Genomic DNA, 4,610 nt, shown 5'->3' with positions numbered 1-4,610 from the left:
CTCCTGGAATACGAGAAAGCGCGAGGAACCGCGGCCATGACGCAGGCCCGGGCTCGTGCGCATGATTATCTCCTGGAGCGCCGCATGCTCAGGTCGCTGAGATCCGGCGAGGTGATCAATCACCGCTGGACACGCTTCTCGTTCCCGACCACCTGGCACTACGACCTGCTGCGGGGGCTGGACTATCTGCGGAGCGCCGGCGTCGAGCCCGACGAACGGGTCGCCGAGGCGGTCGAGCTGGTAAAGGAGCGACGGCACCAGAACGGGCGGTGGCCGCTCAACCTCCTTCACACCGATCGGGTCGATCGTGTCCCCTTCGACATGGAGGCCGGGGTCGGCAAGGCCAGCCGCTGGAACACGCTGCGCGGCCTCCGCGTGCTGGACTGGTATGGGAACTGAGCTTCCGGGACGGGAGGGCTGATCATCCTCGGATGCGTTGAGGTTTCCTTCGAGACTCAGGACCGCCCGGCGGACGCGTGAGCCGCGAAGAGTGCGTTGACGATCATCGTGCCGTAATAGCCGGTCACCTCCCGGATATCCCGATTGTCCGGCCCGATGCGAATGACCCAGCAATATTCCTGCGCATAGAGGACGCCCGAGACCGTCGGCGTCTCGCTATGCCATGCGACGACGACGGTGTCGCCCTCGCCGAGGATCCGTTTCACCCGGCATCGGGTCGGGCCGCTGAAGATCGACAACAACGGCTTGTAGCAATTGCCGAGATAGGCATGTTTTCCCTCATAGCGGCCGGAGATCGGGGTCGTGCCCTGGGCCGTCCAGACGAGATCGGCGGCCAGCGCCGCAGAGAAGGGTCCGGAATCGCCCTTCTCCCAGCGGTCGAAGAGCTGGATAACGAATTCCTTCGCGGTCATAGGGGCTGCCTCTTCGCGCGCTTGAAAACCGGCGGGCAAGAGTTGTCGGTTCGTATCACGCCGGGCGCGCCCGTATCCTGTGACGCGAAAAGCCGCTGCAAGGAATTGTTTCCCCAGCGAGATTCCGTGATGGCGCTGGCCGACCGGTTCGTCGGCTATGTCCGCAAAAGCGGCGCGACCAACCGAACAGATCGGCGATCTCGTGATGACATTAAACTGCCACCGCGTGATCTGCATCTGTTCCGCATTCGTGACTCCTCGCCACGATTGAACGGATTAAAGTTCGTCAACAGTAGATGGGCTCCGTCCGCGCGGGCGGCTTGCATCCTGGTTCCCTCGCTCGATTCGGGCGGCGCGTCAAACGCAGCAAAGGGAGAGTGGAGCATGTTCGCGCAAACTCACCGTCGACGGATGGACAGAGATGCCCCGCTGATGTTCGGTGCCGCGTCGATTGCACTGGGCACCGCAATTCTCCTTGGCATTATGGCGACGACGACAATCGCGGCCGCCGATCCCCCGGTCGTCGGGCCGCTGACGCAGATCTCGGGTCCAAGTCCGTTCGGCGGCTGCGTTGTCGATGACGTGCCAGGCCAGGAGGCCGAGGGATCCCTCAACTTCCCCGACTCGGAAATCGAACCCTATGTGCATGTGAACCCGGCGAACCTCGACAACGCGATTGCCGTCTGGCAGCAGGATCGCTGGTCGGACGGCGGCTCGCGCGGCCTGGTTTCCGCCGTCAGCTACAATGGCGGCGAGACCTGGCAGACGGTGACACCGCCGCAATTTAGTGTGTGCTCCGACGGCATCTTCGAACGGGCGACCGACCCGTGGATCAGCTTCGGGCCGAGTGGTGACGCCTATTTCATGAGCCTGTCGTTCGATTCCGACCCGGCTATCTTCGGCGGTCACAACGCCATGCTGGTCAGCAAATCGACGGACGGCGGCTTCACCTGGGAACCTCCGGCGACACTGATCGAGGAGGACAATCCGCTGGCGCTGAACGACAAGAACTCGCTCACGGCCGACCCGACCAACGCCCATCTGGTCTACGCGATATGGGACCGGCTCGAGCTGTTCCAGGTCACACCGCTCCAGCTCGCGGCACTCGGCGCCACGATGCGCTTCGAACATGAGCGGGCGGTGATGGTCGGCCAGCAGCTGCGGCGGATGCAGATGGCGTCAGCCGCGGTCGCCGCCGAGCCGCCCCAGTTCAAGGGCCCGACCTATTTCACCCGCTCGACCAATGGCGGACAGACCTGGGAGCTGCCGCACATCATCTACGACCCGGGCGCCGACAATCAGACTATCAACAACGTGATCGAAGTGCTGCCGAACGGCACCATCCTCGCTTTTTTCACGGAGATCCTCAACACCAGCCGGGGCCCCGTCGTGAACATCTCGTTCAAGCGTTCGTTCGACCAGGGTTTCAGCTTCAAGCCGACAAGCGGACGGATCCGGGCCGTTCGCATTTTCACCAATGCCATCTTCAATCAAACCGGCGTTGTGACTCCGAACGAGGAGTTGCCGGTGCGCGACGGCGGAATCCTGTTCGATTCGGCCGTCGACCCGAACAACGGCAACCTCTATCTGGTCTGGCAGGACAACCGGTTCAACGGCGTGGACCAGATCGCCTTCTCGCAATCGACGGACCACGGCAACAGCTGGTCCAGGCCGATCAAGATCAATCACACGCCGGACAGGATCAACCTCTTGAGGACCCAGGCCTTTGTCCCGACGGTTGCCGTCAACGATGACGGCCTCGTCGCGGTCACCTATTACGACTTCCGGAAGGACAATGGCACCGCGGAGCTGACGGATCAGTGGATCACCTTGTGCGACCCGGGTACCGGGAAGAAGAGCCAGTGCGACCACGCGAAGAACTGGAGCCAGGACAGGCGCCTGACCGACACGTCGTTCGACATCCGCAACGCGCCGGACGCCGGCGGGCTCTTCCTCGGCGACTACGTCGGTCAGGCGGCCGCGGGCACGGATTTGCTGCCGGTGTTCGGCATCGTCGATGGTCCCGGCCAGACCAGCATCTTCAGCCGGCGGGCCATGCCGACCGTGGCGGTGAGCGCGCTTACGGAATAACGCGGAGGCACGGAGCTTGCCGGTGCGGGGTCGCCCATGAGGGCGGCCCCGCAGGCACTTCTCGCCGAAGCGCTTCTGGCCTCCGCTGCCGGAGGGGCGACAGTCCGTTCCCTCGCTTCAGACGGCGCTGGTCATGTCGATCATGACGGGCGCGCGGCCACGGCATGCTCCGCAAATTGCGGCAGGTCGTCGGTGATGGTGAACCAGGGCGCCTTCGAGCCGACGAAGATATGCTTGCTGGGCCGGATGGACGGATCGTCGACCAGGGTTCCCATGGCGACATGGACGAAGGCGCCGTCGCGAACAACCGAATAGAGCAGCGAGCCGTAGCGGCGGCAGTGGGCATCATGATCGCGATCGTCGCCGAAGCGCAGGAGTTCGCCCTCGCCCTGGGTGACGCGCAGCTTGGCGCGTTCGATGCCGGCGAAGGGCTTGAAGGCCGAACCCGTCGTCCGCCGGCAGTTCGAGCAATGACAGTTCATGGCATAGCCGAACTCGTCCGCCACAGCATATTGAACGGCGCCGCAGAAGCATTTTCCGGTGAGGGTGCGGGCAGTGGATTTAATCGGATCTGTCACAGAACTCCTCCCTCTTGGCGGATGGCAAGCTGATGGGGCGCCGCGACGGTATCCCGGAGGCGTCGCGACAACAGACCGGATCGAAACCCGCCGACTCTCGCGCGCCGTCAGGCTTTCGCCGGCACCATCGCCAGCTTGAACACCAGCAACAACCCCGCGCCGATCAGGAGAATGCCGAAGGCGAAGAGCGGCAGCGGGATCAGGATCCCGGCCAAGGCACCGCCAACGACCGCGCTCAGCGATTCGGCCCCCACCTGGAGCGCCTGGTTGTTGCCCATGACGCGGCCTTGCCGTTCCAGGGAGACGGCATTCGCCAGCACCGTCGGGCAGGCCGCCAGGGCCAGGGTGCCGATGAAGGTCGTCAGGCCGCCGGTGATCCAGATCGAACCGAGCCCGTCCGGAAAAGGAATCGAGATCATGGTGAGACCGGCGAGCAGGGCCGCGCCCACCGCCACCCGGTTCAAGCCGACCCGTCGTGTGAGCGGCGCCATCACGCCGAAGCTGGAGACGGCGGAGATCACGGCGAGGCCGGAATAGATCAGCGTCGTCTGATCGACCGTGGTATGCCAGCGGTCGGTCATATAGACCAGCACCATCCGGAAATAGCCGAACAGGCCGAGATAGATCAGGAAGTTGATGAGATAGAGCGGACGGATCGCCCGGTCGCTGAGGACGGTGCCGAGATTGGTGAGGGCGGCGAAGACATCGAACCGCTTGTCCTTCTCCGGCGGATGCGTCTCACGGAAGCTCAGCTTGATCCAGAGCAGGGTCACGGCCAGCAACGGTACCGTCAGCCAGAAGGGCGCGCTCCAGCCCCCATAGAGCGCCAGCTGGCCGCCGGCCACGGGGCCGGCGATGTAACCCAGGCTGCAGCTGGAATAGACCCAGGCGAACAGGCGCGGGCGCTCGTCAGGCTCGGCCACGTCGGAGATCGCGCTCTGCGCGATGGCGATGTTGGACTCGGCGAGCCCGCCGATCAGGCAGCCGGCCGCGAGCAGGATCAGCGAGCGCGCCTCGATGCCCCACGAAATGAGGACATAGGCCGCGATGGAGACCAGCAGCGAGATCA

5 protein-coding genes are annotated in these 4,610 nt (G+C 64.3%); 2 read left to right on the top strand and 3 right to left on the bottom strand.

What is annotated here, in order from left to right; genetic code table 11:
* The coding region (locus ACREE8_RS01640) for a hypothetical protein (protein ID WP_431571233.1) at nt 1-399 on the top strand (399 nt) is incomplete at its 5' end.
* 56 nt (nt 400-455) lie between these two features.
* On the opposite strand, the gene ACREE8_RS01635 is transcribed toward ACREE8_RS01640, so the two are convergent.
* On the bottom strand, nt 456-872 hold the full coding sequence (locus ACREE8_RS01635) for a nuclear transport factor 2 family protein (protein ID WP_431571232.1): 417 nt from the start codon (nt 870-872) through the stop codon (nt 456-458).
* Nucleotides 873-1,001: 129 nt separating this feature from the next.
* Between ACREE8_RS01635 and ACREE8_RS01630 the strand changes: the two genes are divergently transcribed.
* Nucleotides 1,002-2,963 carry a hypothetical protein gene (locus tag ACREE8_RS01630; RefSeq protein WP_431571231.1) on the top strand — a complete coding sequence of 654 codons (1,962 nt, stop codon included), beginning with the start codon at nt 1,002-1,004 and terminating at the stop codon, nt 2,961-2,963.
* A 140-nt stretch (nt 2,964-3,103) separates the two neighbouring features.
* Here the strand turns inward: ACREE8_RS01630 and ACREE8_RS01625 are convergent, their stop codons facing one another.
* On the bottom strand, nt 3,104-3,541 hold the full coding sequence (locus ACREE8_RS01625; RefSeq protein ID WP_431571230.1) for a GFA family protein: 438 nt from the start codon (nt 3,539-3,541) through the stop codon (nt 3,104-3,106).
* Nucleotides 3,542-3,648: 107 nt separating this feature from the next.
* On the bottom strand, nt 3,649-4,610 hold a 962-nt coding region (locus ACREE8_RS01620; RefSeq protein ID WP_431571229.1), incomplete at its 5' end, for an MFS transporter.

Origin of the sequence: Hypericibacter sp. (assembly GCF_050729195.1) — a bacterium.
Classification (GTDB): Bacteria; Pseudomonadota; Alphaproteobacteria; order Dongiales; family Dongiaceae; genus Hypericibacter.
Note: the sequence above shows the minus strand (reverse complement) of the source record. Positions and strands in the feature narration are given on the sequence as shown.

Coding starts and splice junctions, on each gene's coding strand:
- ACREE8_RS01635 (WP_431571232.1), bottom strand. CDS start 872: ATGACCGCGAAGGAATTCGTTATCCAGCTCTTCGACCGCTGGGAGAAG.
- ACREE8_RS01630 (WP_431571231.1), top strand. CDS start 1,002: ATGGCGCTGGCCGACCGGTTCGTCGGCTATGTCCGCAAAAGCGGCGCG.